Origin of the sequence: Blastomonas sp. AAP25 (genome assembly GCF_001295965.1) — a bacterium.
Classification (GTDB): domain Bacteria; phylum Pseudomonadota; class Alphaproteobacteria; order Sphingomonadales; family Sphingomonadaceae; genus Blastomonas; species Blastomonas fulva.
The window spans coordinates 44,715-62,444 of sequence record NZ_LJHP01000002.1 but is presented as its reverse complement, the minus strand read 5'-3'; the positions used below and the strand labels follow the sequence as shown (position 1 = coordinate 62,444).

23 protein-coding genes and 1 other RNA gene are annotated in these 17,730 nt (G+C 64.3%); 15 read left to right on the top strand and 9 right to left on the bottom strand.

Translation table 11 applies throughout. The annotated features are described in order from the left end of the window. Positions 1 to 15: 15 nt before the first annotated feature. A complete protein-coding gene (locus IP68_RS02105; protein ID WP_054133317.1) occupies positions 16 to 1,101 on the bottom strand; it encodes a branched-chain amino acid aminotransferase in 1,086 nt (361 codons plus the stop codon). A 110-nt stretch (positions 1,102 to 1,211) separates the two neighbouring features. Here IP68_RS02105 and IP68_RS02100 point away from each other — a divergent pair, with 110 nt between their 5' ends. From IP68_RS02100 to IP68_RS02080, 5 genes are all read left to right on the top strand, one after another. Further along, positions 1,212 to 1,718 (top strand): MarR family winged helix-turn-helix transcriptional regulator, encoded by a 507-nt coding sequence (locus IP68_RS02100; protein ID WP_054133661.1) that lies wholly within the window; start codon positions 1,212 to 1,214, stop codon positions 1,716 to 1,718. A gap of 161 nt (positions 1,719 to 1,879) precedes the next feature. Beyond that, entirely contained in the window at positions 1,880 to 2,902 is a 1,023-nt protein-coding gene (locus IP68_RS02095) for an NADP-dependent oxidoreductase (protein ID WP_231683622.1), read from the top strand. After that, complete coding sequence (locus tag IP68_RS02090; protein WP_054133316.1) at positions 2,902 to 3,714, top strand: enoyl-CoA hydratase/isomerase family protein; 813 nt, start codon at positions 2,902 to 2,904, stop codon at positions 3,712 to 3,714. The genes IP68_RS02095 and IP68_RS02090 overlap by 1 nt, the downstream gene beginning before the upstream one ends. Positions 3,715 to 3,835: 121 nt before the next feature. Next, positions 3,836 to 5,002: an acyl-CoA dehydrogenase family protein gene (locus tag IP68_RS02085; protein ID WP_054133315.1), complete on the top strand. Its 1,167-nt coding sequence runs from the start codon at positions 3,836 to 3,838 to the stop codon at positions 5,000 to 5,002. Positions 5,003 to 5,149: 147 nt separating this feature from the next. Next, positions 5,150 to 6,319 (top strand): acyl-CoA dehydrogenase family protein, encoded by a 1,170-nt coding sequence (locus IP68_RS02080; protein WP_054133314.1) that lies wholly within the window; start codon positions 5,150 to 5,152, stop codon positions 6,317 to 6,319. A 95-nt stretch (positions 6,320 to 6,414) separates the two neighbouring features. Here IP68_RS02080 and IP68_RS02075 read toward each other — a convergent pair whose 3' ends face one another. After that, on the bottom strand, positions 6,415 to 6,918 hold the full coding sequence (locus tag IP68_RS02075; RefSeq protein WP_054133313.1) for a sterol desaturase family protein: 504 nt from the start codon (positions 6,916 to 6,918) through the stop codon (positions 6,415 to 6,417). Positions 6,919 to 7,062: 144 nt separating this feature from the next. Between IP68_RS02075 and leuC the strand changes: the two genes are divergently transcribed. The 8 genes from leuC to grxD all read left to right on the top strand — a co-directional run bounded on the left by leuC (position 7,063) and on the right by grxD (position 12,334). Further along, positions 7,063 to 8,490 carry a 3-isopropylmalate dehydratase large subunit gene (gene leuC, locus IP68_RS02070; RefSeq protein ID WP_054133312.1) on the top strand — a complete coding sequence of 476 codons (1,428 nt, stop codon included), beginning with the start codon at positions 7,063 to 7,065 and terminating at the stop codon, positions 8,488 to 8,490. Positions 8,491 to 8,549: 59 nt separating this feature from the next. Continuing rightward, on the top strand, positions 8,550 to 9,398 hold the full coding sequence (locus IP68_RS02065) for an N-acyl homoserine lactonase family protein (protein WP_054133311.1): 849 nt from the start codon (positions 8,550 to 8,552) through the stop codon (positions 9,396 to 9,398). A gap of 5 nt (positions 9,399 to 9,403) precedes the next feature. Further along, positions 9,404 to 9,589: a hypothetical protein gene (locus tag IP68_RS02060; protein ID WP_054133310.1), complete on the top strand. Its 186-nt coding sequence runs from the start codon at positions 9,404 to 9,406 to the stop codon at positions 9,587 to 9,589. Then, positions 9,576 to 10,169: a 3-isopropylmalate dehydratase small subunit gene (gene leuD, locus IP68_RS02055; RefSeq protein WP_054133309.1), complete on the top strand. Its 594-nt coding sequence runs from the start codon at positions 9,576 to 9,578 to the stop codon at positions 10,167 to 10,169. The genes IP68_RS02060 and leuD overlap by 14 nt, the downstream gene beginning before the upstream one ends. Before the next feature lie 115 nt (positions 10,170 to 10,284). Next, entirely contained in the window at positions 10,285 to 11,280 is a 996-nt protein-coding gene (locus tag IP68_RS02050) for an NADPH:quinone oxidoreductase family protein (RefSeq protein ID WP_054133308.1), read from the top strand. Between the two features lie 110 nt (positions 11,281 to 11,390). After that, entirely contained in the window at positions 11,391 to 11,717 is a 327-nt protein-coding gene (locus tag IP68_RS02045) for a DUF1476 domain-containing protein (RefSeq protein ID WP_054133307.1), read from the top strand. A 3-nt stretch (positions 11,718 to 11,720) separates the two neighbouring features. Continuing rightward, a complete protein-coding gene (locus tag IP68_RS02040; RefSeq protein WP_054133306.1) occupies positions 11,721 to 11,954 on the top strand; it encodes a BolA/IbaG family iron-sulfur metabolism protein in 234 nt (77 codons plus the stop codon). 47 nt (positions 11,955 to 12,001) lie between these two features. Then, the gene (gene grxD, locus IP68_RS02035) at positions 12,002 to 12,334 is read left to right on the top strand and encodes a Grx4 family monothiol glutaredoxin (protein WP_054133305.1); all 333 of its coding nucleotides are present in this window, start codon (positions 12,002 to 12,004) and stop codon (positions 12,332 to 12,334) included. 122 nt (positions 12,335 to 12,456) lie between these two features. On the opposite strand, the gene rarD is transcribed toward grxD, so the two are convergent. Further along, positions 12,457 to 13,380, bottom strand: a complete 924-nt coding sequence (gene rarD, locus IP68_RS02030) for an EamA family transporter RarD (protein WP_054133304.1) — start codon at positions 13,378 to 13,380, stop codon at positions 12,457 to 12,459. A 9-nt stretch (positions 13,381 to 13,389) separates the two neighbouring features. Continuing rightward, positions 13,390 to 13,611 carry a hypothetical protein gene (locus IP68_RS02025; protein WP_054133303.1) on the bottom strand — a complete coding sequence of 74 codons (222 nt, stop codon included), beginning with the start codon at positions 13,609 to 13,611 and terminating at the stop codon, positions 13,390 to 13,392. A gap of 190 nt (positions 13,612 to 13,801) precedes the next feature. Here IP68_RS02025 and IP68_RS02020 point away from each other — a divergent pair, with 190 nt between their 5' ends. Further along, entirely contained in the window at positions 13,802 to 14,185 is a 384-nt protein-coding gene (locus IP68_RS02020) for a glycine zipper 2TM domain-containing protein (RefSeq protein ID WP_054133302.1), read from the top strand. Between the two features lie 70 nt (positions 14,186 to 14,255). Here the strand turns inward: IP68_RS02020 and IP68_RS02015 are convergent, their stop codons facing one another. Then, positions 14,256 to 14,552 (bottom strand): hypothetical protein, encoded by a 297-nt coding sequence (locus tag IP68_RS02015; RefSeq protein ID WP_054133301.1) that lies wholly within the window; start codon positions 14,550 to 14,552, stop codon positions 14,256 to 14,258. 29 nt (positions 14,553 to 14,581) lie between these two features. Next, positions 14,582 to 15,115 (bottom strand): J domain-containing protein, encoded by a 534-nt coding sequence (locus tag IP68_RS02010; protein ID WP_054133300.1) that lies wholly within the window; start codon positions 15,113 to 15,115, stop codon positions 14,582 to 14,584. A 254-nt stretch (positions 15,116 to 15,369) separates the two neighbouring features. Between IP68_RS02010 and IP68_RS02005 the strand changes: the two genes are divergently transcribed. Further along, positions 15,370 to 15,561, top strand: coding sequence for a hypothetical protein (locus IP68_RS02005; RefSeq protein WP_054133299.1), 192 nt, complete (start codon positions 15,370 to 15,372; stop codon positions 15,559 to 15,561). Positions 15,562 to 15,592: 31 nt separating this feature from the next. On the opposite strand, the gene rnpB is transcribed toward IP68_RS02005, so the two are convergent. From rnpB to IP68_RS01995, 3 genes are all read right to left on the bottom strand, one after another. Further along, an RNA gene (gene rnpB / locus IP68_RS04015) (RNase P RNA component class A) lies at positions 15,593 to 15,996 on the bottom strand. A gap of 37 nt (positions 15,997 to 16,033) precedes the next feature. Then, positions 16,034 to 16,684: an N-acetylmuramoyl-L-alanine amidase gene (locus IP68_RS02000; protein ID WP_054133298.1), complete on the bottom strand. Its 651-nt coding sequence runs from the start codon at positions 16,682 to 16,684 to the stop codon at positions 16,034 to 16,036. A 32-nt stretch (positions 16,685 to 16,716) separates the two neighbouring features. Next, a complete protein-coding gene (locus IP68_RS01995; RefSeq protein WP_054133297.1) occupies positions 16,717 to 17,661 on the bottom strand; it encodes a DMT family transporter in 945 nt (314 codons plus the stop codon). Positions 17,662 to 17,730 lie beyond the last annotated feature (69 nt).

The following is a 17,730-nucleotide window of genomic DNA, read 5'->3' as shown; positions in this document are numbered from 1 at the left end:
GCTTGGCTCGCGCGATCAGCCGATGCGGTGGACCCAGCCGTGCGGATCGGCGGCATCGCCGCGCTGGATCGACACCAAGGCCGAACGCAGCGCCGCAGTCACCGGGCCCGACTGGTTGCCGCCGATGGTGAAGCTGCCTTGCGGTGATTTGACCGTTCCCACCGGGGTCACCACCGCCGCAGTGCCGCAGGCGAAGGTTTCGCGGAGCTTTCCGCTCTGGGCATCGCTGCGCCACTGGTCGATCGAATAGGGCTCCTCGCGCACGGTCAGGCCCTGGCCGCGCGCCAGTTCGATTATCGAGTTGCGGGTGATGCCGGGCAGGATCGTTCCGGTCAGCGGCGGGGTGATGATCGAGCCGTCCTCGAACACGAAGAACAGGTTCATGCCGCCCAGTTCCTCGACCCATTTGTGCTCGGCAGCATCGAGGAACACGACCTGGTCGCAACCCTGCGCGGTGGCTTCGGCCTGCGCGACAAGGCTGGCAGCGTAGTTGCCGCCGCATTTGGCTGCGCCCGTTCCGCCGGGTGCGGCGCGGGTGTAATGCTGCGACACCCAGATCGTCACCGGGGCGACGCCGCCCTTGAAATAGGCGCCGACGGGCGAGGCGATGGTAATGAACAGATATTGTTTCGCGGGGCGTACGCCGAGGAACACTTCGCTCGCAAACATGAACGGGCGCAGATAGAGCGCGCCGCCATCGACCTTTGGGAACCAGTCGCTGTCGATCCGCACCAATTGCTCGACCGATTCGATGAACAGTTCGGGCGGCACCGCGGGCATTGCCATGCGGGCTGCGGATTCGTTGAAGCGCCGGGCGTTGGCATCGGGGCGGAACAGCGCGGTGCTGCCATCGCTCAGCCGATAAGCCTTCATGCCCTCGAAGATTTCCTGCGCATAATGCAGCACCGACGAGGCCGGATCCATCGGGATCGGCGCGCGCGCGGTCACTTTCGCGTCGTGCCAGCCGCCCTTGTCCTCGTCATAGCGCACCACGACCATGTGATCGGTGAACAATTTGCCGAAGCCCGGATCGGCGAGCGCCGCATCGCGCGCATCGGCGGGGGTGGGGTTTGAAGTCGGCTCAACGGCGAAGGGCAGCATGTCATCCCCTGAAAACTGCAAGGATTATGGGTGGTCGTATGGTCCCGATCGCTGGCCTTGCTGCAACACGGGCTTGCCAAGACCTAATCGTGCTGGCAATCAAGGTCAACATGCCTGTCCCATCTTCCCCTTCAGCATCCGCCCTGTTTTTGCGCGAGGATGAAATCCGGCACGGCGTCGAGCTGCTGTTCTTCGGCTATACCCGGCTCACCAAGTCGATCGACGACCAGCTGGCCAAGCAGGGGCTGGGCCGGGCGCACCACCGCGCGCTGTATTTCATTGCGCGCAACCCCGATCTGACGGTGAGCCAGCTGCTGCGCGCGCTGGCGATCACGAAGCAATCGCTGGGCCGGGTGCTGACCGAGCTGCAACGCCGCAACCTGATCGAGACCCGCAGCGGCGAGACCGACCGCCGGCAGAAATTGCTGAGGCTGACACAGGCGGGCGCGACGCTGGAAGCGGAGCTGTTCGATGCGCTGCGCACGCGGCTGTCGCAGGCGTACCGGCGCGCAGGGCAGGAGTCTGTCACCGGCTTCTGGCGCGTGCTCGAAGGGCTGGTGCCCGAGGCTGACCGCGCGCTGTTGGCCGAACTGGGAAGCGAGCGGCGCCCCGGCTAACGCGGGGGCCCAGCGCTGGGGCCAAGCGTGGGGGGGCATGACGCTAGGGCATAGGCGATTGCCATGCTCGCCAAAGAAATCGCCGACATTTCCGCTTTGCGTCTTGCGCTGCTTCTGCAATTCTTGCGAAAATCAGGCAAAAACCAGGAGCGGACACCCCAATGGCAACCATGCGCAGCGTCGTGCTGAAAGCCCCGATTGCAGGCCTGCCGCAGCCGCAAGACTTCACCTTTGCCGACAGCGAAATCCCCGCGCTGGGCGAGCATCAGTTCCTGATCGAACACCGGATCGTCTCGGTTGACCCCGGCGTGCGGTCTAGGCTGTCGGCGACCGGGGCGAGCTATGCGCCGCCGATCCCGCCGGGCGGTCGCATCGACGGGTTCGTGGTGGGACAGGTGACAGAGAGCCGCAACGAGCGTTTTCCGGTCGGGACCTGGGTGACCGCAGGCGGCGGCTGGGCGAGCCACAGCATCGGCGATGGCCGCGGCTATATCATGCCGCTCCCTGACAACGGCCTGCCACGCTCTTTATGGCTGGGTATCCTCGGCATTCCCGGCATGACCAGCTGGTTCGGGCTGAAGCGCGTCGGCGCTTTGCGCGAGGGCGCGCATGTGCTGGTGACGTCAGCGGCAGGCGTGGTCGGCGCGACAGCGGGGCAACTGGCCAGGGCCTGGGGCGCTGCCAGCGTGGTCGGGATCGCAGGCGGGCAGGACAAATGCGACTGGTTGACCCGTGAATGCGGGTTCGATGCCGCGATCGACTACAAGGGCACCGATGATCTCGCGGGCGCAATTGCCGCTGCGATGCCCAAGGGCGTCGATCTGTTGTTCGACAATGTCGGCAACGCGATGATCGACACTGTGCTGCCGCTGATGCGGTTAAACGGTCATATCGTGGTGTCGGGGCAGGTCGCAGACTACAGCGTGCCGCACGACCAGCGCGTTGGCATCACCAACACCGCCGAATTCATCGCCAAGCGCCTGACGATGCGCGGGCTGGTGGTGTTTGACGACATTCCGCAATTCGCCGCAGCACAGGCCGACATGGGCGGCATGATCCGCGATGGAAAGCTGGTCTATCGTGAGGAGCTGTTCGAAGGGCTCGATCAACTGCCAGAAGCGTTTTGCGGATTGTTCACCGGGGCCAATTTCGGGCGGCGGCTGGTGCGGCTCGGAGACGTGTGATGAGCCAGACCTTCCGGATCGAGGACCAGGTTTATACCCGCTTCACCTTCGAGCGCGACGGGCGGGTGCTGCGCGCGATCATCACTTCGGACCATCCTGTCAACGGCGTCGATGGCCCGATGCACGACGAGCTGGCGCGGGTGTTCACCGACCTGCAGCGCGACAGCGAAAGCGACATCATTGTGCTGACCGCCAGGGGCCGCGCGTTCTGCGCAGGCGGCGATTTTGCGTGGTTCCAGCAGCAGATCGACGACCCGGCGAGCTTCCGCGCGATTGCCTGGGATGCCAAGCGGATCGTCACCAGCCTGCTCGAGATGGAAAAGCCTCTGCTGTGCCGGTTGAACGGCGCGGCGGCGGGGCTGGGGGCGACGATCGCGTTGCTGTGCGACATCATCGTCGCCGACGAAAAGGCGCTGATCGGCGATCCGCACGTCAAGGTCGGGCTGGTCGCGGGCGATGGCGGCGCGCTGATCTGGCCGCAGCTGATCGGCTATGCCCGCGCCAAGGAACTGCTGATGACCGGTGACATGCTGACCGCGACCGAAGCCAAGGCGCTGGGGCTGATCAACCATGCTGTGCCGGGGGATCAGCTCGATGCCAAGTTGGGCGAAATCATCGCCAAATTGCAGGGCAACCCCAAATGGGCAGTGCGCTGGACCAAGACGGTGACCAACATACCCTTGCGCGCACTCGCCGCACAGATGATGGATGCGGCGATCGGGTGGGAGAGCGTCTCGAACTATCTCGGCGACCGGCGCGAGGCGGTCGCGGCGATGGCCGAGAAGCGTGCTCCGAATTTGACCGGGGAATGAGGGGGATGCTGGTGACCTTGTTCGTCATTCCCGCGAACGCGGGAATCCCGCCTTATTGCTCCACCGCCGTGCGGAAGCGGAACCCCCGCCTTCGCGGGGGTGACGGAGAGGGGACAAGCGAATGACCCTGCAAACCTTCACCGACGAACCCGATCACGTCTCCGCGCTGCGCGCGACGTTGCAGCGGTTCCTCGGCGAACATGCCCCGCGCGAGGCGCGGCAGGCGTGGGACAAGGCGGCGCGCTGGCCGCGCGATGTCTACAGCAAACTCAATGCGTTGGGTCTGACGGCTCTCACCGTGCCGGAAGAGTTCGGCGGGGCAGGGCAGGACCTTGTCGCGGCGATCGCGGTGATCGAGGAGTTGGCGGCAGGCGGCCCGTGCCTCGCAGGTCCCTTCATCCACACCAGCTTCTACGGCGGCATGAACCTCAGCGAAAACGGCTCGCCCGAGCAGAAGGCCGAATTCCTGCCGAGGCTGGCCAAGGGCGAGCTGTTCTTCGCTTATGGCCTGTCCGAACCCAATGTCGGCGGCGACCTTGCCAGCGTCGAGACCCGCGCGGTGCGCGAGGGCGACGATATCGTGATCAACGGAGCGAAGCGCTGGTGCACCGGCGCGGACTGGGCGGATTACATCTACTGCCTGGTGCGCTCAGGCCCGCCAGAAGACCGCTACAAGAACCTGTCGTTCGTGCTGGTGCCGACCAAGGCCGCCGGCGTGACGATGCAGGATATCGAGCACGTCAACCTGCGCTACACCCACAGCCAAGACGTGTATTTCGACAATGTGCGTCTGCCGGTATCCGCGATCGTCGGGGGCGAGGCGATGTGGAACAAGGGCTGGAAGCTGCTCGCGGGCCGCGCGCTCGATGTCGAGAAGCTCGAGATTTCCGCGGTAGCGCTCGGCATCGCCCGCGCCGCGATCGACGAGGCCTGGGGCTATGCGCAGGAGCGCGTCCAGTTCGGCAAACCAATCAGCCAGCATCAGGCGATCCGCCACAAACTGGTGACCGCGCGCACCAAATGGCAGGCGGCGCGGCACATGCTCTACCACGCGGCGTGGCTGGCCAATGAAGGGCGGCCGTGTTCGGTCGAGACCAGCATGGCCAAATTGTTTGTTGCCGACATGGGCGTCGAGATCGCGCTGATCTGCCAGCAGGTGATGGGCTCCTATGCGCTCAGCGATGCCTATGAGATGGAACGCCACGTCCGCGATCTGCTCGGCATGCCGATCGTCGGCGGGTCGAGCGACATGCAGAAGAACAATCTGGCGAGCTTGATGCGGTTGTGATGGACCTGCGCGCACGCGTGTTTTCCTTCGTCACCCTGAACTTGTTTCAGGGCCCATGCCACGTCCGGGTCAGGATGGTCGATCACGAGAAATGGGTCCTGAAACAAGTTCAGGATGACGGCAGTGGGATAGGATAGGGATTTTTTCATGGAACCACTCGAGAGCGTCGAACCCTTGGGCCATGTGGTCGCGATGCTGCTGCCCGGCATCGCCGCGCGCGGTGACGAGATCGAGGAGGCGCGGCGACTGCCTGCTGACATTGCCCAGAGCCTTGCCCGCGCCGGGGTCTTCAACATGGTCCGCCCCAAGAGCCTCGCCGGTCTGGAGATGGCGCCGCTCGATCTGGTGGGCGTGCTGCATGCGATCGCGCGCGCTGAAGCCAGCACCGGGTGGTGCGCGATGATCGGCGCGACCACTGCGATCAACGCCGCCTATCTGCCGCATGATGTCGCCGCCGAGGTCTATGCCGATCCGCACTCGATCACCGGCGGGGTGTTTGCGCCGATGGGCCGCGCCGACGACATGGGCGATCACTACAAGGTCACCGGTCGCTGGCAGTGGGGATCGGGCAGCGCCAATTGCGACTGGCTGTGCGGCGGCGCGATGGTGTTCAAGGACGGGGAGCTGCAGCGCTTCGCCAATGGCGCGCCGTATCACCGGATGATGATCTTCCCGGCAAACGAAGTCGAACTGCTCGACACCTGGCATGTGATGGGGATGAAAGGCACCGGCTCGGGCGATATCGCGGTCAGGGACGCGATCGTTCCCAAGGCGCGCAGCGTCTCGCTGATCGCGGACAAGCCGGTCGAGCAGGGGCCGCTTTACCAGTTCCCGGTGTTCGGGCTGCTCGCAATGGGGGTCGCCTCGGTGGCTTTGGGCAATGCGGTGGGCGCGATGGACGAGATCAAGGCGCTCGCCCGCGCCAAGAAGCCGCAGGGCGGCCAGCGCACCATGGCCGAACGCACCGTGGTGCAGACCGACTTGATGCGCGCCGAGGCGAAATTGTCGGCGGCGGAAGCCTTCTTCCGCGAAAGCATCGCCGAATGCTGGGAGGGCGCGACGACGCGCGGCGAACTGTCGCCGCAGGAGCGCGCCAAGCTGCGGCTGGCGGCGACCCATGCGACCGAAACTTCCGCCGACGTCGCCAAGACCGCGTTCACCATCGGAGGCGGCAGCGCGGTCTACATGACGAGCTCGCTCCAGCGCCGCTTCCGCGATGCCCATGTCGCGACGCAACACATCGCGACCGCGAGCAGCGTGTATGAGCTGGTCGGGCGAGTGGCGCTGGGGCTGCCGACGGATACGGGGATGCTGTAATCTCTCCGCCTCTCCCTTGATGGGATCGCGATGTGGTCCAACTTTTCTCCCCTCCCGCAAGCGGGAGGGGAGAGGCGCTTCTTCGAACTAACCGCTCAATACGCCCCGGCAGACTCCCGCACCACGGCGATCCCCGCCTCGCGCTGGCGCTTCAATTCCTGCTTCAGCTTGACCGGGTCCTCGGCGATCACGAAGCCGAAGCTGACCCCGCCTTCCTTGCCGATGGTCGCGTGGTGCAATTTGTGCGCCTGGACGATGCGCTTGGCGTAGCCGCTTTTGGGTACCCAGCGGAAATAGCGCTGGTGGACGAGGCCGTCGTGGATCAGCGTGTAGATCGCGCCATAGATCATCACGCCGATGCCCATCCATGTCGCCGGCTCCCACAACCATGCACCGATGACGAAAAGGCTGATCGAGATCGCCGAGCCGACAATCGCATAGAGGTCGTTCTTCTCGAGCACATTGTCATGCGGTTCGTGATGGTCGCGGTGCCAGCCCCAGCCCCAGCCGTGCATCACATATTTGTGGCTCCACCAGGCGACGAATTCCATGAACGCGGTGGTGGCAATCACGATGCCGAGATTGATAAGAGCCTGCATGGTCACAAGAATAGGCGCAATCGCCGCCGGTTTGAAGAGGGCTCGTGCAGGCGGTTGCAGCCGCAACCAAATACGCGCTGGATTTGGCCCGGCGCATCTGCCAAGCGACGGGCACAAACGCCCAAGATACGAAGGTTTCTGGTGATGGCCCAAGCAAAGACGCTCTATGAAAAAATATGGGACGCGCACGTCGTCGACCAGCGCGACGATGGCACCGCGATCATCTTCATCGACCGGCATCTTGTCCATGAAGTCACCAGCCCGCAGGCGTTCGAGGGACTTCGCATGGCAGGCCGCAAGGTGCGCAGGCCCGATCTGACGCTTGCGGTTCCCGATCACAACGTGCCCACCACGCCGCGCGTTGATGCAGCGGGCAAGCGCATCGCAATCGCCGATCCCGAAAGCCGCGCCCAGCTCGAGGCGCTCGAGCGCAATGCGCCTGCGTTCGGCGTTCCGTATATCGATGCGACCGACGTGCGGCAGGGGATCGTCCACGTGATCGGCCCCGAACAGGGCTTCACGCTGCCCGGCTGCACCATGGTCTGCGGCGACAGCCATACCGCGGCGCACGGCGCGCTGGGCGCGCTGGCGTTCGGTATCGGCACCTCCGAGGTCGAGCATGTGCTGGCGACTCAGACGCTGCAGCTCAAGCGGTCGAAATCGATGGAAATCCGCGTCGAGGGCGATCTGCCCCCGGGCGTCAGCCCCAAGGACCTGATCCTGCACATCATCGGCCAGATCGGCGCTGCCGGCGGCACCGGCCATGTCATCGAATATCGTGGCCGTGTGTTCGAGCAAATGTCGATCGAGGGGCGGCTGACGGTCGCCAACATGTCGATCGAAGCGGGCGCGCGCGCCGGGTTGATCGCGCCCGACGATGCGACCTTCGCCTATCTCAAAGGTCGCCCGATGGCGCCGAAGGGTGCCGATTGGGATGCGGCGGTCGCCTATTGGCGTACGCTGAAGACCGATGACGGCGCGGTGTTCGACCAGAGCGTGGTGATCAACGCCGCCGAAATCGCGCCTTCGGTCACCTGGGGCACCAGCCCCGAGGACGTGGTGCCGATTACCGGCAGCGTCCCCGATCCCGAAAGCTTTGCCGATCCGTCGAAGCGCGCGGCGGCGGAAAAGTCGCTGGCCTATATGGGGCTGACCGCGGGCACGCCGCTCAGCGAAGTGCCGGTCGAGCACATCTTCATCGGCAGCTGCACCAACAGCCGGATCGAGGATCTGCGCGCCGCCGCAGCGGTGCTCAAGGGTCGCCGCAATGCGCCTGGCATCAAGTCCGCGCTGGTGGTGCCCGGCTCGGGTCTGGTCAAGCGCCAGGCCGAAGAAGAGGGTCTGGACCGCATCTTCATCGACGCCGGCTTCGAGTGGCGCGAGCCGGGCTGCTCGGCGTGCCTCGGCATGAACCCCGACAAGGTGCCCGCAGGCGAGCGCTGCGCCTCGACCTCGAACCGCAACTTCGTCGGTCGCCAGGGCCCCGGCGCGCGCACCCATCTGGTCAGCCCCGCCATGGCGGCGGCAGCGGCGGTGACAGGTCGGCTCAGCGATGTGCGGACACTGGTCTAGGGATTGGGTCTGGGGATTTGAACGCTGCGCGACCGGGCGCACGACAGCAGGGGAATGAAATGGCCAAGACACTGACCGCAGCCACCGGAGCCGCACTGGCTCTTGTGTTTTCCACCCATGCGTTGGCGCAGGCACCGCAGCCTGAAGTGCAGCTGTGGCGGCTCGATTGCGGCACGGTCGCGGCAAATGATCTCAACGCCTTTTCCGACACAAAGGCCTACACCGGCCAGTCCAAGCGGCTGACCAGCAGCTGTTACCTGATCCGCCATGGCAGCGATTATCTGCTGTGGGACACGGGGCTGCCATCTGCGATGAAGGGCAAGCCGCTCGACGACAGCCAAGCGATGGACGCGACCGTCACGCTGACGATCAAGGAGCAGCTCGCGCAGCTGAAAGTCGATCCGGCGAGGATCAAATATGTCGGCCTCAGCCACTATCACTTCGATCACAGTGGGCAGGTCGCGGACTTCCCGAGTGCCACGCTGATCGTCGGCAAGGGCGACTGGACGGTGCTGACCACCGATCCTGCCTCTTACGGCGCCAACCCCGCGCCGTTCGCGCACTGGATTTCGGGCGGCGGCAAGGTCGAGCAGGCGACGACCGACAAGGACGTGTTTGGCGATGGATCGGTGACCATGCTGCGGCTGCCCGGGCACACTCCGGGGCACAGCGGCCTGCTGGTGCGGCTCAAGGAAAAAGGCCCGGTGCTGCTGACCGGAGATCTCGCGCATTTCAGCGAGAACTACGCGTCAAACGGCGTGCCGACCTTCAATGTCGACCGCGCCGATACTCTGGCATCGCTTGACCGTTTCAAGAAACTGGCAGACAATCTCAAGGCAACAGTGATCATTCAACATGAGCCGGCAGACGTGGGCAAGTTGCCGACGTTTCCCCAGGCGGCGGAGTAAATGCAGTGAGCAAGGACAAGAAGGACGGCTGGTCTAACAGCGCCATGGCGGGCGCGGCGGTGGGTTCCGCTGCGCTGGCAGCAGCTTTGCTGTATGTCGGCAAGCAGTTCACAAAGCCGAAGACCGATACCCCCGCAAAACCTGACGAGCCGGGCGCCGAAGCCACCGAGGGCCCGCATGCAACCGATTGATCGCGTCGAGGGCAAGGCCATCCCGTTTGGCCGCAAGAACGTCGATACCGACATCATCATCCCCTCGCAGTGGCTCAAGACGATCAGCCGCGAAGGGCTGGGCGCAGGCGCGTTCGAATCGATCCGTGCCGAGCCGGGCAACATCTTCGACGATCCCGAATTTGCCGGGGCGCCGATCCTGATTGCGGGCGACAATTTCGGCTGCGGGTCGAGCCGCGAGCACGCCGCATGGGCGCTGATCGACCTCGGCATCACCGCGGTGATCGCGCCCAGCTTTTCGGACATCTTTTCGAGCAACGCGTTCAAGAACGGTATCCTCACCGTCGTGCTGCCGCAGGAGGCTGTCGATCGGCTGATGGAGGTCGCCCAGACCGACACCATCCACATCGATCTGGAAAGCCAGACCGTGACCACGCCGTTCCAGGACAGGTTCAGCTTCGAGATCGACCCGTTCCGCAAGACCTGCCTGATGCAGGGGCTCGACGAGATCGGGCTGACTTTGGGCAAGGCGGATGCGATCAGCGCGTATGAAAAGAAGGTCAGCGCGGATCGCCCCTGGATGGTGCCTGTAGCAGCTTGACATCGTCATTCCCGCGAACGCGGGAATCCCGCTTCGGCGCAACGATCGCATGAACAGCGGGACCTCCGCCTTCGCGGGGGTGACGAAAACCAATAACAAACGGAGAGAGCCTCATATGAAAGCCCTTTTGTCGACCGCCGTTGGCGGACCCGAAACGCTCCAGATGACCGAGGTCGACGCGCCCGTCGCGGGTCCCGGTGAACTGCTGGTCGCGGTCAAGGCCTGCTCGATCAACTTCCCCGACGCGCTGATCATCAAGGACATGTACCAGCTCAAGCCCCAGCGCCCGTTCGCGCCGGGTAGCGAGATTGCAGGCGTGGTCGAGGCGGTGGGCGAGGGCGTCACCGGCTGGTCGGTCGGCGACCGGGTGATCGCGGGCACCGGCTTTGGCGGGCTTGTCGAGAAGAAGGTCGTTGCGGCTGCGGGCGCCTACAGGCTTCCCGAGCAGTTCAGCTTCGAGCAGGGCGCATCGCTGCTGATGACCTATGGCACATCGATCCACGCGCTCAAGGATCGCGGCCACATCAAGCCGGGTGATACCCTGCTGGTGCTGGGCGCGGCGGGCGGCGTAGGCCTCGCGGCTGTCGAACTCGGCAAGGCCTATGGCGCACGCGTCGTTGCAGGCGTCTCGAGCGAGGCCAAGGCACAGGCGGCACGCGAATCCGGAGCGGACGAAGTGGTGGTCTATGGCCGACAGCCGTTCGACAAGGACCAGTCCAAGGCGCTCGCGAACGCGTTCAAGGATGCGGTCGGCCCCAATGGCGCGGACATCGTCTATGATGCGGTCGGCGGCGACTACAGCGAGCCTGCGGTGCGCGCGATGGCCTGGGAAGGCCGCTTCTTAGTGGTCGGCTTCCCCGCCGGGATCGCCAAGCTGCCGCTCAACCTGACGCTGCTCAAGAGCTGCGATGTCTGCGGCGTGTTCTGGGGCGCGTTCGCCGCGCGCGAGCCCAAGCGCAACGCCGCCAACATCGCAGAGCTGTTCGACCTGTGGGCGGCGGGCAAGATTTCCCCGCGCATCTCGGAAACCTTCAGCTTCGAAACCGCGCATGAGGCGATCGCCCGGCTTGAAAATCGCGAGGCGATCGGCAAGCTTGTGGTGACGATGTAACGCATCTGCGCCCTGGTCATGCGGTTTGACGCTTGCCGCTGACGCGCGCTGTGCGTATGCGCTAGGCTATTCTGCATGACCAACCTTCTGCACGACAATAAGGGGCCGAAATGACCACTTTCAATGACCGCGAACGCGCGTTCGAAGCCAAGTTTGCAGCCGATGAAGACCTGCAGTTCCGCATCACCGCGCGGCGCAACCGCCTGCTGGGCAACTGGGCGGCAGAGCAGATGGGCCTGACGCCTGCCGAAACGGACTCCTACGCCAAGTCAGTCGTCCAGGCCGATTTCGAGGAAGCCGGTGACGAGGACGTGATCCGCAAGCTGCTGGGCGATCTGGTCTCGGCGGGCGTCGAAATCGACGAGCTGGGCGTCCGTGCCGCGCTCGAAGCCAAGATGGTCGAGGCGCGCCGCCAGTACATCGAAGAGGCGAACTGAACCATGCCCATGGCTGCCGCCGACATCGAGGCGCTGATCAAGGCCGGTATCCCGGACGCCGAGGTTTCGATTACCGATCTGGCGGGCGATGGCGACCATTATGCCGCGCATGTCGTGGCCGAAAGCTTTCGCCCGATGAGCCGCATTGCCCGCCAGCGCGCGGTCTATGCAGCGCTGGGCGGACGCATGGGCGGTGAACTGCACGCCTTGCAACTGACCACGGCGCTCCCCAGCTAAACGCCAGGCCATATTGGCACCATCTGCATATCCACGGAGCTGAACCCATGACCGACACCGCACAGGCCCGCATCGCCGAGATCGTTCAAGCCAACGACGTCCTGCTGTTCATGAAGGGCACGCCGCTGTTTCCGCAGTGCGGCTTTTCCAGCAAAGCGATCGCCATCCTCGACCATCTCGGCGTCGACTATGAAAGCGTCGACGTGCTGCAGGACATGGAAGTCCGCCAGGGCATCAAGGAATTTTCCGACTGGCCGACCATCCCCCAGCTCTATGTGAAGGGCGAGTTCATCGGCGGATCGGACATCATGATGGAAATGTTCGAAGCCGGCGAACTACAGGCGCTGATGCAGGAAAAGGGCCTGGTAGGGGCCAACTGAGCACCTTTACCGTTGCTTTGACACCCGACATCCAACCACGTCACCCCTGCGAAAGCGGGGGTGACGTTTTTTTATGGGAGCATCGGCGATAGCGGGATTCGACTTTCGCGGGAATGACGATCCTAGGAGGCTGGAGCAGGTTCTTCCACCGTCGCCAGCCGTGCCTCGCGTGAGCGCCGAATGCCGTCGACGCAGAACAGCGCCACCGCCGCCCAGATCAGCGCAAAACAGATCGCATGCGCGCGGGTGAAGGGTTCGTCATAGACGAACACTCCGAGCACGAACTGGATCGTTGGGCCGATGAACTGGATAAAGCCCAGCGTCGACAGCGGCATCTTGCGCGCGGCGCTGGCGAACAGCAGCAGCGGGATGGTGGTGATGGCGCCCCCTGCGATCAGATAGGCGTCGGTCAGCGTCGAATAGCCGAAGCCCGGTGTGGGATCGTGCAGCCCCGCCCACAACACATAGCCCAGCGCGAACGGCAGCATCAGCGATGTTTCGCAGGCAAGGCCGGGGAGCGACCCCACCGGTGCCATCTTGCGCACCATGCCGTACAGGCCGAACGAGGCGGCAAGCGACAGGCTGATCCAGATCGACGCCAGCGATTCACTCGCCAGCACCAGCACGCCTGCTGCCGCCAGCACGATGGCCACCATCTGGGTGCGATTCATCCGTTCGCGGAAAAACACCACGCCCAGCGCCACGTTGATAAGCGGGTTGATGTAATAGCCCAGGCTGCCTGCCAGGATATGCTCGTTGGTGATCGCCCAGATATAGATCAGCCAGTTGGCGGCGATCAGCGACGTGCTCGCGATCATGTAACGGCGGATCCGCGGGTCTGCCAAGGCGAACGTGAATTCACCAAGACGACGGCTGGCCCACAGGATCGCAGTGATCAGCAGAACCGACCACACCACCCGGTGCGCGACGATTTCCACCGGGGAAATGCCCTGCAGCTGCTTGAAAAACAGCGGCATGAAGCCCCAGATCGTGTATGCGCCGATCGCTTCCGGCAGGCCTTTCAGGCGTTCTCTCTCACCGCTCATCGCGGCGCGTTAGAGGATGCCGCCTCCCAGCGATAGGCGGATAATGCAGATCACCAGCACGACCAGACACAGATTGCGTCCGGTGTTGCTGCTCGACAGAAAGCCCAGCAGCACGCCCAGCAGGGCGATCGGGACAATCAGCCAGTTCAGGGCGCCAAGCAGCGGCAGAAAAGCCGGAATGGCGAGCAGGAGGGCGATGATCCCGATGAGGATCGAAAGAATGTTCAGCATGTGTCTTATATGGATAAGACAGCGCATGGTTGCAAGCGAATTTTCGGTTCACCGCACCAGCGGGTCGGTTCGACCCCGGAATGGCCGGATTCACCTATGTTGTATCCTGTTCATGAAACCGGCGGCGGGGATGAATGTTGTTAGTTCGAGCCGGGACGAACCGCCCGGAGCAATCAGTGGAGATACCATCATGTTGAACCTTGCCCTTGCCAGCGCCGCTGCCCTGTTGAACCCGGCCCCCGCCAGCCCGGTGGCCCTGCCGGTCCCCACCAGCTTCCATTCGCAGGAAGTCGCCCAGTTCGATCGCGGCGAGCGCCGCGCCTATCGTGAAGGCCGCCGCGATGCACGCCGCCAGGCGCGCTACGAGGGCCGCTACTGGCGCGGTGACGACGGCCGTTATCGCTGCCAGCGCAGCAACGGTACCACCGGCCTGCTGGTCGGCGCCGGTGTCGGCGCGCTGCTTGGCAACGAGATTGCGGGACGCGGCGACAAGACGCTGGGCGCCATCGTCGGCGGCCTGGGTGGTGCAGCCGCTGGCCGGGCCATCGATCGCAGCCGGGTCAGCTGCCGCTAAACCCCAAGCACTGCACGACGACAAAGGGCCTCTTCCGGAAACGGAAGGGGCCCTTTCTCTGTGGCGGGGTTCAGGTGGAAAGCTCTTCGGCCAATCGGTCGATATCGGCGTCCTCGCGCACGATCCGCCAGCTGTCGGGATGTCGGGTGTCGATCAGCACCACGCCGTTTTTGGGGCAGATGTCGAGGCAGGGTACCTCGATCACCCCCAGCCGAGCCTTGCGCCCCTTGCCGCCGGGCAAGCGCCGTTTGAGCGCCTTGGCGAGCGAGGGGGTTTCTTCGGGGCCAAAGCTGGCCTTGGCGCGTTTCTGACACTTCTTGCAGACGAGCACGGCATGCGACCAGTTGGCGCGGATTTCGGTTTTCATGAGCGACAGATAGGGGGACGGTGCGGCGATTACACGCCTTTCCAGGTCTTTCTTTCCTCGGCGCTGCGCAGCACCGCATAGGCCGCCTGGATCGCCTGGAAGCGCACGGCGGCCTCCTTGTCGTTCTGGTTGGTGTCGGGATGGTTGGCCTTGGCAAGGCGGCGATAGGCCTTCTTGATCTCGTCGAATTCGCTGTGCGCGTGGCATTCCAGCACATCGAGCGCGCGCATCTCGTCGCGCGACCGGCTGCCATCGCCCGAACCTGCCCATTCGTTGAACACCGATTCGCGATAGCCCGAGGTGTCGCGCTTTTCCTCGGCTGCGCGCGCGGCGGCCTCTTCCTTGTCGAGCCCTGCGAAATAGTCCCAGCCCTGATTGTATTCCGCAGCGTGCTTTTCGCAGAAATACCAGCGGTCCGGGCTGTTGGGGGATTTGGGCGCGGGGCAGTTCCCCGCCTCGTTGCAGCCATGCCGGTCACACATCCGCACCGTCTGCGCCTCGCGCGACGACCCATAGCCGCGCCAGCGGGGGAAGCCCCAGTCAGAAGATCGTTTGCCTGCCATCGGTGGGCATTTAGCTATGATGGGGGGGAAGGGCTAGGGGTTTGGTGGCGACGCTTGTCCGCTCTGTGAGATGCGTGCCTGACAGGGGCAGGCGGGGCATCGGGTGTTCCGAAGAGCCTTCGGCAACGGCCGCTCCCTTCATCGACAGCAAATGTCGTTTGTCGAACGCTAAGGGTCTTGAAAGGATTGCATCGCTATCTATTTCGCATATGCAACATAGATTGCATATCAAGACGTATCAGGGAATCCGAGCAATGAGCCGCCAGTTGATGTTCTCCGCCATGCTGTCCATCGCGATGATGGCGACGTTCGTGCTGGGTTCGCAGGCCTACGCCGGTGACGATGCGGCGCAGGATTTTGCCGAGTGCACGCTGGACCAGCTCGAAGGCTCTCCCGCTGCGGTCGAGCAGATGGTGCCCTCGCACCTGGTGCTCGCTTCGCTCTGAGCGCCGCCGCGCCCAATTCTTCCAGGATAAAATTGCCAGAGGGTCTGTAAGCCGGGTTCTGTCCTGACCGTTGCCGGTCATGGGCAGCCATTCCTCTAGGCGGGGCATTGCTGCACCGCTCAAGCAACCAACCCGGGCGGCAAGGGGCCGAAACACCCCTGGGACGCGCCTCTGCAAGCAGAAACCGTATCACCAAATCCGCCCCTATTCGGTCTTGCTCCGGATGGGGTTTACCGTGCCGCGAACCATTGCTGGCCGCGCGGTGCGCTCTTACCGCACCCTTTCAATGTTACCGGGCCGAAGCCTTGGGCAACCTGCTTTCTGTTGCACTGTCCCTGGGGTCGCCCCCGCCGGGCGTTACCCGGCATCCTTGTTTCGTGGAGCCCGGACTTTCCTCGCGTCACTTGCGTAACCCGCGGCTGCCCGACCCTCTGGCAACAGCGGCCCTAGCGGCGATTTGCGCAGAGCGCAATCAGCGGTACCGCCCCGCATCGCGGTCGAGCAGCAGCGAGAACAGGATGGCGCGGCATTCGCCGTCGATCTCGCCGGTGATCGTGCCCGGGCGCCAGCGCCGCTGGAATGCGGTCGTGGCGGCGCGCCCATCCGAGATGTCGTAGCCGAAGCGCTCGAGCGCGAGCAGAAACGCGCCGTCGCTCCAGTACGGATCGACCAGCCGGCCATCGGGAATCGGCAGCGCCAGGCGCACCCGCGCCAGCCTCTGCCAGTCGAACAGCTCGCCCGGGTCCTGCTTGCGCGCGGGCGCGACATCGCTGTGCCCCACGACATTGGCGCGCGGAATGCCGTGGCGGTCGACGATCTCCGCCACCAGCGGGATCAGCGCCGACATCTGCTCTTCGGGGAAGGGGCGGTAGCCGAATTCGTGGCCGGGGTTGACGATCTCTATGCCGATGCTGGCGCTGTTGACGTCCTTGATCCCGCGCCAGTGCGCACGGCCCGCATGCCAGGCGCGGTTGGCCTCGTCGACCATGCGGATGACCTGGCCGTCCTCGGTGACGACATAATGCGCAGAAACCTTGGAGGCGGGATTGGCGAGCCAGTCGATCGCCGACGGCGCATCCTGCATTCCGGTATAATGCAGGACCAGCATGCTGATCGGAGCCATGCGTTCGTCGAAGTTAGGCGACGGGGTATCGATCAAGATCTGGTGCCCTCCTTCATCAGCCGTGCTTCGGCCAGCATCCGCGATCTTTGCGCGTTGCGGATCGCCACGATAGAGACGCCGAGCAATGCGATCAATCCACCTGCAATCATCAGCGGGGTCAGCGGGGTGCCGAACCACCAGGTGGCAAAGGCGACCGAGATCACTGGCGTGGGGATGGTCAGCGGACTGACGGTGGATACCGAGTGCCGCTGCAGCAGCCATACCATCGCGCCATGCCCGCCGATGCTGGAGCCAAGCGCGGCGTAGATCGTCCAGGCATAGGTTTCCATGCTGAGGTTGGGCAGCATCGCCATGCCATCCGGTTCGAGCAGCAGCGCGAAGGGCAGGATCACCAGCGAGCCGATCAGCCCCAGCCAGCCGCTGATGTTGAGCACGCCGATGCCGCCGAGATTGCGCTGGATCAGCGTCGCGATCGCCCAGATCAGAGACCCGCAGGCAGATATGGCGATCGCGGGCATCTCGCCCGCCACCTTGGGGTCGAACACCAGCAGCACCACCCCGAAAAGGGCAAGGATGATCCCGATCAGACGCGGAATGCCGATCTTTTCCTTGAGGAAGATCACCGCGAGGATCAGCGAGAAGGGAACGCCCAGCTGGCCTGCGATGGCCAGCGCGCTGACATTGGTGCTGACCTGCAGCGACAGCCCGACCGCGACGTAGAACAGCCCGCCGCTGAGCACGCCTAGCACCCCGATCAACCGCATCCGGCCCGGCACGATCCGCAAGAAGGGCAGGCACACCACCGCCACAATCGCCTGGCGCAGAAACGCGCCGGGAAGCGCGCCTGCGCTGTCGACGGCAGATTTCATCGCGATGATGTTGAAGCCCCACAGCAGCATCATGGCGATGGCGACCGCCCAGTCGAGGCGGCCAAAGCCCCGTTCGGGCAGGTCAGGCGCGGGCGAATCGTGCGTCATGTGGCGTGGCATAGGGCAAATGCCCCGTCAGAACAGCCTTTATGCTGCAACTGCGAAGAGATTGTGCGA

What these genes read in the sequence shown, in the direction of transcription:
- IP68_RS02105 (WP_054133317.1), bottom strand. Translation starts at nt 1,101, where the DNA reads ATGCTGCCCTTCGCCGTTGAGCCGACTTCAAACCCCACCCCCGCCGAT.
- IP68_RS02100 (WP_054133661.1), top strand. Translation starts at nt 1,212, where the DNA reads ATGCCTGTCCCATCTTCCCCTTCAGCATCCGCCCTGTTTTTGCGCGAG.
- IP68_RS02095 (WP_231683622.1), top strand. Translation starts at nt 1,880, where the DNA reads ATGGCAACCATGCGCAGCGTCGTGCTGAAAGCCCCGATTGCAGGCCTG.
- IP68_RS02090 (WP_054133316.1), top strand. Translation starts at nt 2,902, where the DNA reads ATGAGCCAGACCTTCCGGATCGAGGACCAGGTTTATACCCGCTTCACC.
- IP68_RS02085 (WP_054133315.1), top strand. Translation starts at nt 3,836, where the DNA reads ATGACCCTGCAAACCTTCACCGACGAACCCGATCACGTCTCCGCGCTG.
- IP68_RS02080 (WP_054133314.1), top strand. Translation starts at nt 5,150, where the DNA reads ATGGAACCACTCGAGAGCGTCGAACCCTTGGGCCATGTGGTCGCGATG.
- IP68_RS02075 (WP_054133313.1), bottom strand. Translation starts at nt 6,918, where the DNA reads ATGCAGGCTCTTATCAATCTCGGCATCGTGATTGCCACCACCGCGTTC.
- leuC (WP_054133312.1), top strand. Translation starts at nt 7,063, where the DNA reads ATGGCCCAAGCAAAGACGCTCTATGAAAAAATATGGGACGCGCACGTC.
- IP68_RS02065 (WP_054133311.1), top strand. Translation starts at nt 8,550, where the DNA reads ATGGCCAAGACACTGACCGCAGCCACCGGAGCCGCACTGGCTCTTGTG.
- leuD (WP_054133309.1), top strand. Translation starts at nt 9,576, where the DNA reads ATGCAACCGATTGATCGCGTCGAGGGCAAGGCCATCCCGTTTGGCCGC.
- IP68_RS02050 (WP_054133308.1), top strand. Translation starts at nt 10,285, where the DNA reads ATGAAAGCCCTTTTGTCGACCGCCGTTGGCGGACCCGAAACGCTCCAG.
- IP68_RS02045 (WP_054133307.1), top strand. Translation starts at nt 11,391, where the DNA reads ATGACCACTTTCAATGACCGCGAACGCGCGTTCGAAGCCAAGTTTGCA.
- IP68_RS02040 (WP_054133306.1), top strand. Translation starts at nt 11,721, where the DNA reads ATGCCCATGGCTGCCGCCGACATCGAGGCGCTGATCAAGGCCGGTATC.
- grxD (WP_054133305.1), top strand. Translation starts at nt 12,002, where the DNA reads ATGACCGACACCGCACAGGCCCGCATCGCCGAGATCGTTCAAGCCAAC.
- rarD (WP_054133304.1), bottom strand. Translation starts at nt 13,380, where the DNA reads ATGAGCGGTGAGAGAGAACGCCTGAAAGGCCTGCCGGAAGCGATCGGC.
- IP68_RS02025 (WP_054133303.1), bottom strand. Translation starts at nt 13,611, where the DNA reads ATGCTGAACATTCTTTCGATCCTCATCGGGATCATCGCCCTCCTGCTC.
- IP68_RS02020 (WP_054133302.1), top strand. Translation starts at nt 13,802, where the DNA reads ATGTTGAACCTTGCCCTTGCCAGCGCCGCTGCCCTGTTGAACCCGGCC.
- IP68_RS02015 (WP_054133301.1), bottom strand. Translation starts at nt 14,552, where the DNA reads ATGAAAACCGAAATCCGCGCCAACTGGTCGCATGCCGTGCTCGTCTGC.
- IP68_RS02010 (WP_054133300.1), bottom strand. Translation starts at nt 15,115, where the DNA reads ATGGCAGGCAAACGATCTTCTGACTGGGGCTTCCCCCGCTGGCGCGGC.
- IP68_RS02005 (WP_054133299.1), top strand. Translation starts at nt 15,370, where the DNA reads ATGAGCCGCCAGTTGATGTTCTCCGCCATGCTGTCCATCGCGATGATG.
- IP68_RS02000 (WP_054133298.1), bottom strand. Translation starts at nt 16,684, where the DNA reads ATGGCTCCGATCAGCATGCTGGTCCTGCATTATACCGGAATGCAGGAT.
- IP68_RS01995 (WP_054133297.1), bottom strand. Translation starts at nt 17,661, where the DNA reads ATGACGCACGATTCGCCCGCGCCTGACCTGCCCGAACGGGGCTTTGGC.